Annotated in this window: 17 protein-coding genes and 1 pseudogene; 9 read left to right on the top strand and 9 right to left on the bottom strand. The window is 63.0% G+C overall.

Annotated features, from left to right (window positions below):
- Both G6N25_RS02910 and G6N25_RS24075 read left to right on the top strand, forming a co-directional pair.
- Positions 1-1,131, top strand: coding sequence for a hypothetical protein (locus G6N25_RS02910; RefSeq protein ID WP_062906587.1), 1,131 nt, complete (start codon positions 1-3; stop codon positions 1,129-1,131).
- Positions 1,132-1,216: 85 nt separating this feature from the next.
- Positions 1,217-1,351 carry a DUF1330 domain-containing protein gene (locus G6N25_RS24075; protein WP_256250778.1) on the top strand — a complete coding sequence of 45 codons (135 nt, stop codon included), beginning with the start codon at positions 1,217-1,219 and terminating at the stop codon, positions 1,349-1,351.
- 149 nt (positions 1,352-1,500) lie between these two features.
- Here the strand turns inward: G6N25_RS24075 and G6N25_RS02905 are convergent, their stop codons facing one another.
- Both G6N25_RS02905 and G6N25_RS23680 read right to left on the bottom strand, forming a co-directional pair.
- Positions 1,501-2,295: an aromatic ring-hydroxylating dioxygenase subunit alpha gene (locus G6N25_RS02905; protein WP_232065908.1), complete on the bottom strand. Its 795-nt coding sequence runs from the start codon at positions 2,293-2,295 to the stop codon at positions 1,501-1,503.
- Between the two features lie 27 nt (positions 2,296-2,322).
- Positions 2,323-2,598, bottom strand: a pseudogene (locus G6N25_RS23680) (Rieske 2Fe-2S domain-containing protein); the annotation flags it as partial.
- Between the two features lie 253 nt (positions 2,599-2,851).
- Here G6N25_RS23680 and G6N25_RS02900 point away from each other — a divergent pair.
- Positions 2,852-3,127 carry a cytochrome C oxidase subunit IV family protein gene (locus tag G6N25_RS02900; RefSeq protein ID WP_062906455.1) on the top strand — a complete coding sequence of 92 codons (276 nt, stop codon included), beginning with the start codon at positions 2,852-2,854 and terminating at the stop codon, positions 3,125-3,127.
- A 270-nt stretch (positions 3,128-3,397) separates the two neighbouring features.
- Here G6N25_RS02900 and G6N25_RS02895 read toward each other — a convergent pair whose 3' ends face one another.
- The 3 genes from G6N25_RS02895 to G6N25_RS02885 all read right to left on the bottom strand — a co-directional run bounded on the left by G6N25_RS02895 (position 3,398) and on the right by G6N25_RS02885 (position 5,996).
- Positions 3,398-4,297, bottom strand: coding sequence for a hypothetical protein (locus tag G6N25_RS02895; protein WP_139825135.1), 900 nt, complete (start codon positions 4,295-4,297; stop codon positions 3,398-3,400).
- A 284-nt stretch (positions 4,298-4,581) separates the two neighbouring features.
- Positions 4,582-5,433, bottom strand: coding sequence for a nucleotidyl transferase AbiEii/AbiGii toxin family protein (locus tag G6N25_RS02890; protein ID WP_179961644.1), 852 nt, complete (start codon positions 5,431-5,433; stop codon positions 4,582-4,584).
- Positions 5,430-5,996, bottom strand: coding sequence for a type IV toxin-antitoxin system AbiEi family antitoxin domain-containing protein (locus G6N25_RS02885; protein ID WP_232065685.1), 567 nt, complete (start codon positions 5,994-5,996; stop codon positions 5,430-5,432). Before G6N25_RS02885 ends, G6N25_RS02890 begins: the two co-directional genes overlap by 4 nt.
- A 97-nt stretch (positions 5,997-6,093) precedes the next feature.
- On the opposite strand from G6N25_RS02885, the gene G6N25_RS02880 reads away from it, so the two are divergent.
- Positions 6,094-6,261: a hypothetical protein gene (locus G6N25_RS02880; protein ID WP_155726932.1), complete on the top strand. Its 168-nt coding sequence runs from the start codon at positions 6,094-6,096 to the stop codon at positions 6,259-6,261.
- A 461-nt stretch (positions 6,262-6,722) separates the two neighbouring features.
- Here G6N25_RS02880 and G6N25_RS23470 read toward each other — a convergent pair whose 3' ends face one another.
- Complete coding sequence (locus G6N25_RS23470; RefSeq protein ID WP_169924620.1) at positions 6,723-6,881, bottom strand: hypothetical protein; 159 nt, start codon at positions 6,879-6,881, stop codon at positions 6,723-6,725.
- Between the two features lie 353 nt (positions 6,882-7,234).
- Between G6N25_RS23470 and G6N25_RS02875 the strand changes: the two genes are divergently transcribed.
- Both G6N25_RS02875 and G6N25_RS02870 read left to right on the top strand, forming a co-directional pair.
- Positions 7,235-7,441 carry a CopG family transcriptional regulator gene (locus tag G6N25_RS02875; RefSeq protein WP_083074745.1) on the top strand — a complete coding sequence of 69 codons (207 nt, stop codon included), beginning with the start codon at positions 7,235-7,237 and terminating at the stop codon, positions 7,439-7,441.
- Entirely contained in the window at positions 7,438-7,821 is a 384-nt protein-coding gene (locus G6N25_RS02870) for a type II toxin-antitoxin system death-on-curing family toxin (protein WP_083074722.1), read from the top strand. The genes G6N25_RS02875 and G6N25_RS02870 overlap by 4 nt, the downstream gene beginning before the upstream one ends.
- 186 nt (positions 7,822-8,007) lie before the next feature.
- On the opposite strand, the gene G6N25_RS02865 is transcribed toward G6N25_RS02870, so the two are convergent.
- From G6N25_RS02865 to G6N25_RS02855, 3 genes are all read right to left on the bottom strand, one after another.
- On the bottom strand, positions 8,008-9,192 hold the full coding sequence (locus G6N25_RS02865; protein ID WP_083074723.1) for a Fic family protein: 1,185 nt from the start codon (positions 9,190-9,192) through the stop codon (positions 8,008-8,010).
- A 545-nt stretch (positions 9,193-9,737) separates the two neighbouring features.
- Complete coding sequence (locus G6N25_RS02860; RefSeq protein ID WP_158084896.1) at positions 9,738-9,893, bottom strand: DUF5615 family PIN-like protein; 156 nt, start codon at positions 9,891-9,893, stop codon at positions 9,738-9,740.
- Between the two features lie 18 nt (positions 9,894-9,911).
- On the bottom strand, positions 9,912-10,154 hold the full coding sequence (locus G6N25_RS02855) for a DUF433 domain-containing protein (RefSeq protein ID WP_083074724.1): 243 nt from the start codon (positions 10,152-10,154) through the stop codon (positions 9,912-9,914).
- A gap of 345 nt (positions 10,155-10,499) precedes the next feature.
- On the opposite strand from G6N25_RS02855, the gene G6N25_RS02850 reads away from it, so the two are divergent.
- From G6N25_RS02850 to G6N25_RS02840, 3 genes are all read left to right on the top strand, one after another.
- Positions 10,500-10,787, top strand: coding sequence for a ribbon-helix-helix domain-containing protein (locus G6N25_RS02850; protein WP_232065684.1), 288 nt, complete (start codon positions 10,500-10,502; stop codon positions 10,785-10,787).
- Between the two features lie 107 nt (positions 10,788-10,894).
- On the top strand, positions 10,895-11,791 hold the full coding sequence (locus G6N25_RS02845; protein WP_083074726.1) for an HpcH/HpaI aldolase/citrate lyase family protein: 897 nt from the start codon (positions 10,895-10,897) through the stop codon (positions 11,789-11,791).
- Positions 11,788-12,603 carry an SDR family oxidoreductase gene (locus G6N25_RS02840; protein ID WP_083074727.1) on the top strand — a complete coding sequence of 272 codons (816 nt, stop codon included), beginning with the start codon at positions 11,788-11,790 and terminating at the stop codon, positions 12,601-12,603. Before G6N25_RS02845 ends, G6N25_RS02840 begins: the two co-directional genes overlap by 4 nt.
- Positions 12,604-12,613: the final 10 nt, after the last annotated feature.

Here is a 12,613-nt window from a genome sequence, read left to right as displayed (position 1 = left end):
TTGCTAAGCCCGTTCGACGACTTCCCAATCCACCCCTCAGCGGATCCGATCGCCCACCCCGCCACGGGCGATATCAACCACTACGACCGGTACTGGTTCAACGGGCATCAACGCGACGGAGCGTTCTACTTCGGTGCGGCAATGGGTCATTACCCGGTGCGGGGCGTGATCGACGCCGCATTCAGCATCGTGCGCGACGGGGTGGAGCACTCGGTCTTCGCCTCCGGCGCGATGCCGACCGACCGATCCACCACCGTCGGGCCGATCCGCGTCGACGTGGTCGAACCGATGCGCACCATCCGTTACGTCGTCGAGCCCAATGATCACGGCATCGCGTGCGACCTGGTTTTCCGCGCGACGACCGTCGCCGTCGAGGAACCCCGCCAGCAACGACGCACGCCCGAGGGAATCCTGCTCACCGACCACACTCGTCTAACCCAGTGGGGCACCTGGCAAGGCACCGTCACCGTCGACGGCGACGAGCTGCAGATCGATCCCGTCGAGGTTTCGGGCACGCGGGATCGCTCGTGGGGCGTGCGCCCGATTGGTGAGCAGGTGCAGGTCATCCGACAGCCCATGCCGTTCCAGGTGTTCTGGCTTTGGGCACCACTGCATTTCGGCGACCGCTTCACTCATCTGGCCGTGCACGAGCACGAAGACGGCAGACGGTGGCTTGAGACCGCGCTGGTCATCGATCCCATCCCCGACGGCGCAACCGCGTGGAGTACGGCCGGTGTCCGCGAATGTCATGACATCCGTTACGAACTCGAATGGGAGCCGGGACGCCGAGAAATCAAACGCGCGCGGTTGTGGTTCGATCACCCCGACGAGGGCGAAGTCCTCATCGAGGTCGAAAAGAAGTTCACCTTCCGCATGCGCGGCATCGGCTATTGGCATCCCCACTGGGGTCACGGAACCATCCACGGCCCGCTCGAGACCGGGCGCGAGTCAATCAGACTGGACGACTTCGATCCCACCGACTTCGCCTCAATCCACCTCCAAAACCTCGTAACCGCAACGATGGGTGACCGCCGCGGCGTCGGCGTCGTCGAACAGATCGCCATCGGGCCACACGAACCGAGCGGGTTGACCGGCCTGCTGGACGGACATCGAGTTGCCAAACCGTCATAGGAACGATTCGCGCACCGCGCCGGTGCGCTACGGCGGGTCTTCGCCGTTGTATGTCATTGGGAGCGGCCAACGCCCGTGGTGGGACATGATCGTCGTCGTTGAGTATCCAACCCCAGAAGCTTTCTTGAGCATGGTCACCAGCGAGGAGTATCGGGTCGCGCACGTGCACCGCGCAGCGGCGCTCGATCGCGCCGAGTTGATTGCGACGTCACCCTTTTGATGCAGCGATGAAATGGAATCATGCGCCGGCTGGCCATGCGCCGCTTACATGCCCACTCATGAATGATCGGGCAGGCTGCGTCGTGCGCGAATTCGGCCGGGTGAAGTCATCACCTGATCGACTTGGCGCGGTCGAGTGCTGAATAATGGTCAACTAGCCGTGACAGAGCGGAGAGGGCTCAGTGCGTCACTCCTGGTATTCGGCGCGAGACCGGGTCGTATTGCGGAGCGGCCCGCTTCTTTAGCCAACATCACGCCCACGATGCGTCGAGCGCGCAGGGCAGCCGCGTCCGCCTGGAATTCGACGCCGCCCCGCCACCTGTCATAGCCGGAGTGGCTGGACGCCATCTCGAGTATGGAAGTGTTGCGTTCGGCAACCTCGGACAGGAACGACCGCAGACGGGTGGTCACCTCATCGCGATCGGTCCGATAGTTGCGGGACGCCTGCATGAACACGTGAGTTGATGCTTCCGTCTCGGGCGTGATGCCGTGGGTTCGGGTCGTGGTGTATCCGTCGCCGTTCGCGGTTGCAATCTCCCAATATTGGCGGTGCATCGCCGGAGAGACGAAGGTGCCGCTCTCGCTACGCTTGTATAGGAGGCCGCGGTCCAGCCCGGTGGAATCGGCCTCCCAGTCGGTGAGCTGGGCCTCCGGCAGGAGCCGAGTATAAGACACGGTGGTTTCCGTAACTTCGACATCGTTGAATGCCGGCATGCTCTCGACCTCCGGGGGCACATCACGCCTATGAAGGATGGGCGCGTAGCTGAAGTCCAGGTAATGCTCGTGGACCATCATGTAATTGGCGCTTACTTGCCAGGCACTGGCGAACGTTGTCCACGCCGGGTCGTTGATCCACAAGGTGTGTGGTGGTTCGCTGCCGGCGGCAGCGGCCGGCGGTCCCAGCCAGATCCAGACGAAAGGTGGTTGCTCGAGGACAGGGAACACACGCACCCTCATCCCAGTCGGGACTTGGGGCTGAGACGGGATGTGCACGCACCTGCCGTCGGCGTCGTAGGTACACCCGTGGTAACCGCAGACCAGTCGGTCTCCGTCGACGCTACTGTGCGACAGCGGAAACGCTCTGTGCGCGCAACGGTTTACGAATGCGGTGACCCGCCCACTGGCCCCGCGCCACAGCACGACCTCCTCGCCGAGCAGGCGCCGGCCCAACGGCGATTCAGCGATCTCGTCGCACGTGGCCGCAACGTACCAGCAATTCTTCGGGTAGTTGGTCTTCAAAGTCTTCACAGGTCGGTCGAGTACTTCGAGAAGTTCGCCGAAGGCATCAGACCGGCCAGCAACGACTTCTACATACTTCACCCTGACCGGGATCCATCTCCTACATGTTGTTTCCGGCACTAGCCTGCTGGATCCGCTCCCGGCGCGGCGCCTACAGCAGCCTTCAACGCGTGGTGCCGGAATGCGTTGCCTCCTACTGGCACCTGGTGGACCTGTTGTGGATCGTTATCTTTCCCCTCCTGTACCTACAGAAGGCAATCTAATGTCCGCACGGCGCGAACGGGTCACCATGGTGTGGCTGGGCTTGATGGTGTTGACCTGCGTGACGACATGGGGGCTGTCGAAGGATTTGTTCGTCCCCGCCGTCGCGGTGGTCGGGATTTTCCTGATCGCCGCGGTGAAAGTGAGCTACGTGGTGCTGGACTTCATGGAGCTACGTAACGCGCCAATACCGGTACGTGTCGCCTTCCAGGCTTGGCCGATTGTGGTGGCGGTGGTGATCCTGGGCTTCTGGTTCGCCACTCCAGCCATCATATGAGGCAACGTCCCGCGTTTCGCATAATGTGTTCGAAGCCGCCGTTTACGTCATCTTTTATTCATCGATAATGACCGAGAATCGACCGGAATCGTTGAGGTTTGGTCGGTTCCCACGGGTACCCAAGTGCCTTGTCGCACAAGAATTTACCGGTCTTTTCGAGCAGTCAACGAGAACCCTGAATCGCGAATCCGTTGGTCGCGGGTTGGAGCCCGGCCCACCCCGCGAATTATTTCCGCAGCTAGGTTCCGCTGCGACGTAAAGCGTAGTGATCTACTCAAGCCAGATGTGTTGTCCGACCGGCAGTTTCCCGGCGAGCCGGTCGGCCTTGTTCTGAGGTCGCAGCGCGTAAGTTATTCCTAAGTGGTGTAGCGGATAATCCCACGTGAAGTTGATGCGCTTTTCCAAGCCCTCCAGCTCCCAACTGATAAACGCCGGCCGTTGCAGCGATCCGTGTAGGTGATTGCCAGGGTTGTCCCACCCCGGCATCCCGCGTCCCGGGTTGAATAGCGTCAGGCCGAAGCTGACATGGGCCAGGTCGACTATCCCGCCCCCAATCCATGTTTTGTCCTTGTGGACAAAAGGCGCAACACCCCACCAGTGGCTGTTGACTACGTCTATGGGTTGGAACGGGCAAGCCCGAACGTCTTTGCTTCTCGTTTCGCCTGGCACTGTCAAACCCCACGTTGACGGCCAGGCCGCACGATCCAGCAACAAATCAATAGACTCTGACGGAAACGTGACAGTGTTGTCCTGCTGTACGTCAAAGTGTCCTGTCACAGCGTGATTCAGGAACAGCTTCAACACCCACCGCTGCATATCGTCGCCAGAGATAGTGACTTCCTCGGCGTCACCCCACTCGCCAGCCCCGGCATCGTACTGAAGAGCGATGCGGCGCAGAAACGTTGCGAACGCCAGCGCAGCGTCATCCGCCGGATGCAGCGCTGTGTTGTGCTTCTGGCACAGAATGTTCGCCTTGAAGTTCTTCGGCCGGATCGGGTGGCCAACGCCTTTGCCGGTCTTGTGCTGGATCGTGAAGCCGGGATCGTTCTTTCCGTACAACTTGATCAATCCGTGCGAAACGTAGTGCTCGCCGGAAATCTTTGTGGAGCATCCGCCCCGTGTTTTTGCGTAGCACTTCGGGTGTCGGTAGTCGTCGGCTTCCTCTGGCATTCCTCATCGCTTTCGCCCGTGCTGCTTGGGCCATCCAACAGCGTATCAAGCACTTGTTCGACCCTGACTCGTCGATGAATTCGTTCCCGTGGAGGCCTCGCGGCGTCCGGTTCGTCCCGGTTCGCGGCTGATGGACACGGGTGCCGGCAGCGTTCGCCGTCACGGCGCCAAGGTCAGTCTGGAACCGGTCTAGCGGCAGTTACCTGGCTGCGGCGCATCCGACTCGACCTGCGAAGTGATGCTCGGCAGGCGCCTCTGACTGGGATGATCACTATTGCCTCAGTCTATTCGGGGCCGTGGGCAAAGACGGAATCGAGGCAGGAGGCGACCAGGGTGATCTGGTCATCGAGGTTCTCCTCGCAGGCGGATTCGAGGTGTTCCTTGCGGCGCCATGCGGCCCATTTCGCTTGTCCGACCTCGCCGTAACCGGCCAGATGCGGAGCGACGGGTTCGAGGGTAACGGCGCGGTGACGCGCGACGGCCCGTGCCGAGCGGAGCAGTTCATCGGGGTCGATGCCGTGGCGGTCGAGCTGGACGATGTCGACGTAATCACGCCAACGGGTACTGGTGATGCCGCGTTCGAGGATGGTGACGCCCTTCTCGGCGATGGTGGTCTCGGGCGCGTAACCGAGCAGCGTGATCGGGTCGCCGAGGATCCGGTCGATGGTCACCTGGCGGGGAGGCGGAACGATAGGATCTCCGGTGGATACATCCCAGGCCGCGGCGCCCTTCCACGGTCCGATCGATACGGCGACCCGTACGCGCAGGCCCGGGTAGTCGGTCTGCTCGCGGATCTCCTGCACGCCAATCATGTCGAGGTCGAACACCACACCGTCATCGACGTCGGTCGCGGCGATGTCACGGACCACCTGGGCGAGATGCTCGGCGGTGACGTCAGCCTGGATGGCGTTGGAGTCGGCATCCTTCGTCGGGCGCCGTGCCCCGTAGGCGGCGAGCAGAACCCCGCCCTTGAGGACGAAGTCGCCGGCATGGGAGGTGCGGGTGAGTCGGTCCAGGAACGATTCGAGGGTGTGCCGAATCAGGTACTCGCGCGTCGGTGCGCCGGTCCCGCTGTTGGCCGCTGCGGAACGGGCGACAGACTGGATCCGGTGGAACACCGCGTCGCCGGCGCTCATCCCACCATGTCCAATGCTTGCAGGATCGGGGACTTCGCCCGCGGTAGGCGGGACGCGATCTCGATCAGCCGGGCCGGTTTGCCACCGCGGCGCAGCCATTCGCGCAGCGCGTCGCGCGCCAGTTCGTATCCGACCCCGCCACGGAGCCGGAACGCGTCGGCGATCGACCGCTCAGGCGAGTAGATCCCGATCGTCTGATCCGATCCCGGGATCGTGATCTCTTCGCGCCCCATCTCGAATGTGGCCCGGTCGAATTGATGCCATGCGATCGCACCCGTGCTCGCGGGTGTCCTCGACCCCCGTGGGATCGCGACGTCCAGCGCGACGGGGATTGCGTCGGTCAGGTCGTAATGGGCGAGCGCGGAGATCAGGCAGATCGTGGCATCCGGGCGGCGGGTCGCGGCCTCGAGCAGATCCCAGTCGGCAGCCGAGGCCTCCGCAGGCAGGTAGATACCGCGGGCGATGCGGTCCAAGCGACCAGCACGCGCGCCGCGGTAGAGTGCGCTGCGCGACAGGCCGGCCTGCGCCGCAGTGCTCGGCGTCAGGGCATCCACCAGCGCCACCTCCCTCCGGGAAAAAAATGAAACGGAACGTCTACAGGTAATCGTACCTGTAGACGTTCCGTGTCGCCGATGACCGGCGGCGAGTAAGGTGGCGGAGATGGCGCTGGGCTACCTCGCCGGCGAGATCGACAACGATTTGCAGGCCACCATAGCGGCGATCGCGATCACCCGCATCAACCTCGATTCAGGCCAGTGCGGGCCGAGTGTAGAACTAGGGGCCAAGAAACTGCGAACACGTGTCCGTCGCGTCCTAGCGATGTCCTAAGACACGCGACGACCCGCCGACACACGCTGGACGCATCAGCATGAGAATTGTTCATCTAGCTGCACAGATGGCCGCTCTGTAGACACAGCGGAACGGACCGGAACAATCGCTTTCACCCTGGCAGTGTGGGGGTCAGGGGTTCGAGTCCCCTTAGCTCCACTTTTCGGACACCTAAGCGGCCCGAGCCTTGATCCCTGAGCTGGGCCAGCGATCTTCGGGTGTGCGGTGCGAATTGACTGATTCAGTCCCTGCTATGTGACTGATTCAAGGCCTGCTAATCAAGAGCCTTCGTCGCCGCTGCCCACCCTGATGACCCGGCAGCCAGCTGTAGACCAATTTCCAGCAGCTTCAGCGGTGGATCAACGGCCAGCACGGGTCCGCCTCGCGCAGGGCTTTGCCTCGCATGGTGCCGACGTTCTTGTTCGCGCTGTAGTTCTGGTGGCAGGTGGCCACGCGCCACGCTAGCGGTGGTGCGGCGGTTGCTCGTCGCGGAGCCGGCCCTCATCCCACGCCGCGCGCACCTGCTCCTCGTCGCCGAACCTCTCTAAGTCCTCGGGCGTGACATGCACTCCCGGCGGTTTCGACGCGGCCGATGGTGGATGTTGGGGTTCGGTGGACACGAGGTGATTGTCTCAAGCCTTTGGGCGGAAAGCTCTGGCAGGCACCGCTAGGCCAACTTGTTTAACGCCCGCGCCCTACCAGGCGGGCGCGGGCTACCGCCGCGCGGGTGATGCACCATAGGACACTGTGTCGGAGTCGGATCGCAAGCTGCGCGGCATGACACTCTCCTTTATCGACCTCCGCCGAGAGGCCGATAAACAGGTACTCGTGGGTCCCGCCGCTCGACTGGTCGATCGCCTATGACCACCCTCATTGATGTGAATCAGGGCGAGTTTTGTGTTTGCCACGGGTGAGAGTCCGAGAAGCGATCGACGCGGTGCCACGGTGGTATCAAACAGGTATCATCCAGGCCATGGGAATGACTCTGCGCCCCAGTGAGCAGCAGGCAGAAGCGCTGCGCCGGCAGGCCGCCGCCGAAGGCCGGTCGATGCAGGCCGTTGCGCTATCGGCCATCGACGAGTACATCGCCCGGCGGGCGCACAAGGCCAAGGTCGCCGCGGCGCTGCAGCGCGTAGTTCGCGAGGAGGCCGGGGTTTTGGAGCGCCTTAAGGATGCATGACTGACTACCTGGATCTCGAAGATCTGCTGGAAATTGCCCGAGAGGCCATTGGTAGGCATGTCGTAATCAGGGACTACGGCTTGCTTGAATCAGCTCTGGCGCGACCTCGCGCGTCGGTGTTTGGACAGGATGCTTACCCAGATCTCCACCTAAAGGCCGCCGCGCTGCTGCATTCGCTGGCACGGAATCATGCGCTGGTGGATGGCAACAAGCGACTTGCGTGGACAGCCTGCCGGACTTTCCTGGCCATCAACGCTCAGTGGATTAGTGCGCCGGAGGATGAGCGCTTCGGCTTTGTGATCGGGGCGGCCACCGGCGCGATCTCCGATCTCGACGAGATTGCAACGCAAATGCACGGTTGGAGCTACCAAGAGGGCTGACTTGCCGAGGGGAGTCTGGGGCTTCGAGTCCCGGGCAGAGCGGTTTTCTATCGCGGTCGAGAACGCCGCCGACGCGGTGGTGAAACGGCCGTCCATGATCCGCCCAATCGTCTGCCTGTGTCATTGGTATGGCCGCGCCAAGCGGCGACGATATCGGTGGCGACCTACGCTTGGGCAGCGGGTTTGTTAGAACAACTTCGTTTGGGCGGGCGGCACTGAATTAGCCTTCGTCTCGAATGGATCTGACTCGTCGCGAGGGTTGCGCCGTCCGATCACCCTCTTACGAATATCGGCTAGTTCCTTGCCCGCGGTGTAGAAGCGCCCGCGCCGTTCACCGTGCGGAATGAGGAGCCCGCGGCTGGTGAGGTTCTGAAGGTCGCGGGTGGCCGTCTGTTCGCTGACCGGAGCGTCGCTTTGGCCCTCCAAAATCGCGCGATACACGGCGCGGCGCACGCGTAGGCCCGAAGCGGCATCGAAGAGGGCCTCCATTGTTCTTTCCGGCAAGTTGTAACGAGCCACGACACGGTCCAACTCGATATAGATCTCTTCGATTTCCCGCGTGCGCCGCAGAACCGTCTTTGCCTGACGGAGGTGTGCAGTCAGGACATACTGGACCCAGGGGCGAGCATCGTTAGCCGGTTGCCATGAGCCGTGCCCAACCTCGGCGAGAATGTCGTAGTAGGAGCGCGTGTTCCGGCCCAGATACTCCTCAATGCTCGAAAACACCGGGGAGACAATCCCTTCCCGGGCCAGCACCAGGGTCTGAAGGCAGCGCGCCATCCTGCCATTTCCATCTCGGAAAGGATGGATCAGCACCAAATTGAGGTGGGCCATCGCCGCCTTGACGACAATCGGCATGTTTTCGTCGTTTTCAAGGCGGCAAACGAGTTCGTGCATCAGACGGTCCATGTCGGCAACGTCAACACCCTCGTAGACGATCTCGCCGGTCTCTTCTTTCTGCACGTAGATTGGACCCGTACGCCAACGACCAGGGCGGTTCTTCAGGTCGTAGCTGGTCATCATGAAGTGAAGACTCTTGACTAGTTGCTCGCCGAATTGGAAGCGCGGTTCCTCGGCAAGTTGCAGCACGTAGGTCATCGCGTCTCGGTAGCCCTTGATCGCCAGACTGGTTTCTTCGCTGGCATCGAGTGCGTCTTCGCCCATCTCGATTGCCACGGCGTCGTCCAGCTTGGCCTCGAACCCCTCGATACTGTTCGACCCCTGGACTGCACGGGCGAATTGCACGCGGCGTAGTGAACCGGTCCAGCGGCGCGGTTCGTAAATGCGGGAGCGCAGCCGGTGTCGGAGATCATCGATCTCTGCGACGACCTCTAACTCCCGTTCGTTCAAATGCGGTGCCTCAAACAGCATGATTCTTTGACCCTTACAAACTATCTCAATGATAGATATTAAACATCATCATGATGGTTTGTAAAGATGAATGCGTCATTGCCTGCCAACCTCGGGTGAGTGTCGCGCTCAGCTTCTAAGTCTGTCCCACCGCTGGTGAGAACCCCCGACGACGCGGCGGTCAGGCGGTCGTCGGTCACGCTATTCGCGTGCCGTTATTACTGGACAGTCAGTGCGTGTGCGACTGGTCGCCGAGCGGACCGAGAGAGCGTGAGTCTCGCCGTCGTCTTCACGCCTGAGGCGGAAGATCAGCTCGTCGAGCTATTCCGTAGAAACTGGCTGCGTTCCCGCATCGCGGGCGGTTCTGAGCGGCCCGGAGATCGGTATGGATTACCCGATACGCGTTTTCGCAATCGACCGGGATGACTCTGCTGCGCGCAGGCCAGGCCGTCGCCGAATTGGGCGTGGCTCGATCCTGAGACCGAGGTGGACTTCGAGTTCAAGTAGTTGGAATCTGTTGTGCGACAGTAGCATTGGTTCCAGTGTGACGAGGAGTCACACGCGGGCTAATCGCTCTGGCCGTTCCCGTCCCGCCCGTTACCGACTTCCTGCCCCATCTGCCCATTCGCGGGCCGCTGCTTGACGTGCACGGCGTCATGACCCAAAGCGACCAGGTGCCGCACCAACGCGTCCGGCAGTTGCGCATCAACGATGAACTTCACGTCGCGGTCCGCGAGCGATCAGGCGACGAACGAGCGGACCTGCGCGCCGCCCGCAACGTTCGCCGCGAACTCAAGGGCGGCTAGAACGTCGTCGCGTGTCAACTCGTCGTACTCGCTCAGCAGTTCATCGATGGTCTCGCCGGCGGCGAGGAGCTCCAGGATCACCTGCACGGTCACGCGTGTGCCTTTGATGCGGGGCTTCCCGTGCACGATCTCCGGATCGACGGCAACCCGATCCAGACGGCTGGCCGGAGAACTCATTCATCCAGTGTCGCACGGGATCGACGGGTCGGTACAAACACCCGTTCGGGGTCAGAGGTTCGAGTCCCCTTAGTTCCACCACGGAAATGCAGTTACCTGGTCATTCAGAGCCGTTTGGCGGCAATTTTGACGCCAACCGTTCTGGTCGCCACGGACCGTCGCGTGGGAGGGCCCTGATTGCTAGGGCCAGGGTTCTGTCGAAAACAGCGAATCCGTTCTGTCGAAAACGGCGAGTCACGAATGTTGAAAACCGCGAGTCCATGCTGTCCCCTCGCAGCGCATCTGACCGTCCAGGCGGACGTGTCGCGGGCAGTCACATTGCGGTGGGAAGATTCGGCCATGCGAATGACGCGGCAACTGAGCATCACGCTCCCGAACGATATGGCTGATGCGCTGCGCCAGCGGGTGAACTCGGGGGAGTACGCGAGCGAGAGTGAAGTGATCCGCGAGGGTCTGCGGGCGTTGTTCGCCCGTGATCAGGCTGTTGACGCCTGGCTTCGTGGCGAGGTCGCGACCGCGTATGACGCGGTGGTCGCCGACCATTCGCGCGCCGCCATCACTGTACAGTCAGTGCGTGCGCGACTGGCCGCCGAGCGGACGGTTCTGAGCGGCCCAGAGGTCGGCACGGAGTAGCCGATACGCCTTTTCACAGGTCAGCCACCTTTTACGGAGATGACCTCTGTTCGAGTACGCTCCTATTGCTTCCACCGCGAAAGCGATCCGCCTCAACGAACGAGTCCATGGCACCGACCCTGCGCCCGCGCCGATCGGCCCTCTATTTGCCCGGGAACAACGCCCGGGCGCTGGAGAAGGGGAAAACGCTGCCGGCGGACGTGTTGATTTTCGACCTCGAGGATGCCGTCGGCCCCGACGCCAAAGCGGACTCGAGGGCGAAGGTGTGCGACGCGATCTCGTCCGGAGGATACCGGCCTCGCGAGATCGTGGTGCGCATCAACGGCGTGGGCACCGACTGGCACGACGACGATCTGACCGCCGCGGCGGGTTCGGCCGCGCACGGGGTGCTCGTGCCGAAAGTCGAAACAGGCGAACAGGTTCGGGCACTCGACGCCGCGCTCGCCGCGCTCGGTGCGCCGGAGTCTTTGCGCCTTTGGGCGATGATCGAAACGCCCGGCGCCTTCTTGAGGGCGGAGCAGATCGCCTCGGCCAGCGATCGCTTGGCCGTGCTGGTGGTCGGCACCAACGATCTTGTCAACGAGCTGCATGGACTGCACGTGCCCGGGCGTGCACCGGTAGTACCGGCGTTGTCGTTGGCCGTGCTGGGCGCCAGGGCGGCCGGGAAGGTCATCTTGGACGGTGTGTTCAACACCATCGCCGACGGCGCCGGCTTTCGGGCCGAGGCCCGGCAGGGTCGCGAGATGGGTTTCGACGGCAAGACCCTGATCCATCCGTCTCAAATCGCCCCGGCCAACGACGTGTTCGGCCCGTCGGATCTGGAGCTGGCCGACGCCCGCAAAATCGTGTCGGCGTACGAGCGCGCCCAGGCCGTCGGGGACAGCGTCATCACGGTGGACGGCCGCATGATCGAGAGCCTGCACGTGCGCGACGCGCAACGGATCCTCGGCCTGGCCTCCCTGATATCGGAGCTGGAATCGCAGACCGGAGGCTCGTCGCCGTGACCACGCGCCGCAGCCCGTTCCGAACCGATCTTCTCCAGGGCAAGGCGGCGCTGGTCACCGGCGGCGCCACCGGGCTCGGCCTGGAGATCGCCCGGGTGTTGGGCGGTCACGGCGCTCGCGTCGCCCTCTGCAGCCGGAAGGAAGCCAATCTTCAAGCGGCCGTTGCGGCGTTGCGGCAGGACGGGATCGAGGCCGTCTACGGCGTCTGCGACGTCCGCCGCGACGACGAGGTGACCGCGGTCGTCGAGGATGTGTTGCGAGCGTTCGGGCAACTCGACATCGTCGTCAACAATGCCGCCGGAAACTTCCCCGTCCCGATCAGCGACCTCAGCTCCAACGGATTCAAAGCCGTCGTCGACATCGACCTCCTGGGGACGTTCAACGTATCGAAGGCGGCGTATGACCTATGGCTGCGCGACCACGGCGGCGCCGTGGTGAACATCAGCGCGGCGATCCAGTATCGCGGTATGGCCCTGCAGGCGCACGTCGTTTCGGCCAAGGCCGGTATCGACGCGCTGAGCCGCGCCTGCGCGATCGAATGGGGGCCCGACGGGGTGCGGGTCAATGTTGTTGCGCCCGGGGCGATGTCGGGGACCGAGGGAGTCAAGCGGATCACCGGCGACGACCAGCGCCGCACCGCCCATAACCCCTTGCAGCGTCCCGGCTCGACGACCGAGGTCGCCGAAGCGGTGCTGTTCCTCGCCAGCGACGCGGCCTCCTACGTGACCGGGACAATACTGGTTGTCGACGGCGGAGGTTGGCTGACCGCCGGCGGAGTGCCGAATCTGCCCGGCTACAGCGCCACGCGTTGAGGTCGTCGAC

Source organism: Mycobacterium heidelbergense, from assembly GCF_010730745.1.
GTDB classification, from domain to species: domain Bacteria; phylum Actinomycetota; class Actinomycetes; order Mycobacteriales; family Mycobacteriaceae; genus Mycobacterium; species Mycobacterium heidelbergense.
Note: the sequence above shows the minus strand (reverse complement) of the source record. Positions and strands in the feature narration are given on the sequence as shown.